Raw genomic sequence first — 1490 nt, 5'->3', positions numbered from 1 at the left:
CCGCCAGTTCTTCGGGGTCGACCTGTTCGACGTAGCGGAGGTACCACCGGTCGGTTTCCTTGATCGCCTTGGACAGCTCCGCGAGCGTCGGTGTGCTGCTCGTGCCCGTGTCTCGATAGGAGTGCTTCTGCTGCTGGAGGTTCGACGCAAAGATCCGGTCGACGACATGCGCGTGATTGACGGTCTCAAGGATCGCGCCAAGCTGCTTCTCGGTTGTCTCGTTTTCGATCTCTGCCAAAAGAGCGAGGAGTTCATTGTCGGCCCAGGATTTGTAGCGGAACAGGGATAAAAGCAGTGTCTTGTTGCTCATAGCGACCTCTCATTGACTTGCGTGGCAGGCTTGGCTCGATAAATGTGAGCGGACACTCGCATTTTGGTGAAAAGGCCCTGATATGGCTACTCGCGTTCCCTCAGAGCATGGAAGCGTGCGCAAAGCGCCACGGCAACAGCGTTCCCGCGCAACCGTGGATACGATTGTCGAAGCCGCGGCTCGCGTTCTGGCTCGGCGTGGGTGGGCGCATTTCACCACCAACGAGACGGCTTCGGCGGCTGGTGTCAGCGTCGGCTCGATCTACCAGTATTTTCCCAACAAGCTGGCCTTGGCGGAGGAGATCCGAAAACGCCATCTCGACGCGGTGCTCGCGGCCATATCCGGTTCGGATGAGCGTGACGCAGTGATCACGGTGGAACAGCGGGCGGCGAAGCTTGTCGATGGCGTCGTCGCCGCCCACAGCGTCGATCAGGAACTGCATCGCGTCCTGCTCGACGAGGTGCCGCTTGCCGCACGCTCGACACAGGATCAGTTCGAGGCGGAGTATCTGCGCCGCTACCAAGCCGTGATCGCATCTGCCTCGGGCAAGCCCGATCCCAAGCGCGACGACATTGCCGGACGTGTGCTGTCGGGTGCGGTCGAAGGGGTCGTGCATGCCGCAGCGCGACATGGCGAACTGCAATCGCCGGAATTGCGAGCGGAACTCATCGAGCTGGTCTGCGCCTATCTGCGCAGCCGATGCACAGGCTGAGCGGCTCGGTATTCGACCATCCGGCATCGTCAGCAGGGCTATTCTTGACCGACGCGGTTTTGGGGCAGAAACTCATGCGAATGGCCTGAAACAGACAGGCGTGCCAGCGGAGGAGGAATGCCATGGCGATTTCACGCAAGGAAGCGGCGCGTGCGCTGAGCGCGGACGAACAGGAACTGGTGGAGAAATCGCACCATCCGGCGGTGCAGGAGCTTTCCGACGCCGATCTTGCCGGCCTGGTCAAGCTGTTGCGGGAGCGGCGCGACAAGGCCCAAACCCAAGCACACCGCCGCCAGCGTGAGATACGCGGCAAAGGAGCGCCGAAAGGCGCTGCGCCCTCAAAGTCCGATGGCGGTTCGCAGACAAAGCTTGCGGTGCTGGCCATGGCCATGCGGCGGCTGAATGGCGAGGCCGAGCGGCGCCGGCAGCTGGCGGCCAGCGTTTCGCTGATCGAAAACGCGCGCAAGG

At 62.2% G+C, this 1490-nt stretch carries 3 protein-coding genes; 2 read left to right on the top strand and 1 reads right to left on the bottom strand.

Translation table 11 applies throughout. The annotated features are described in order from the left end of the window. On the bottom strand, positions 1–310 hold a 310-nt coding region (locus EN964_RS34385; protein WP_281059597.1), incomplete at its 3' end, for a DinB family protein. Between the two features lie 154 nt (positions 311–464). On the opposite strand from EN964_RS34385, the gene EN964_RS34380 reads away from it, so the two are divergent. Both EN964_RS34380 and EN964_RS34375 read left to right on the top strand, forming a co-directional pair. Beyond that, the gene (locus EN964_RS34380) at positions 465–1022 is read left to right on the top strand and encodes a TetR/AcrR family transcriptional regulator (protein WP_245473116.1); all 558 of its coding nucleotides are present in this window, start codon (positions 465–467) and stop codon (positions 1020–1022) included. 122 nt (positions 1023–1144) lie between these two features. After that, positions 1145–1490 (top strand): hypothetical protein (locus tag EN964_RS34375; protein WP_127277429.1); only part of this gene is annotated, 346 nt, incomplete at its 3' end.

It is taken from the genome of Mesorhizobium sp. M7A.F.Ca.CA.001.10.2.1, assembly GCF_003998575.1.
Taxonomy (GTDB): domain Bacteria; phylum Pseudomonadota; class Alphaproteobacteria; order Rhizobiales; family Rhizobiaceae; genus Mesorhizobium.
Note: the sequence above shows the minus strand (reverse complement) of the source record. Positions and strands in the feature narration are given on the sequence as shown.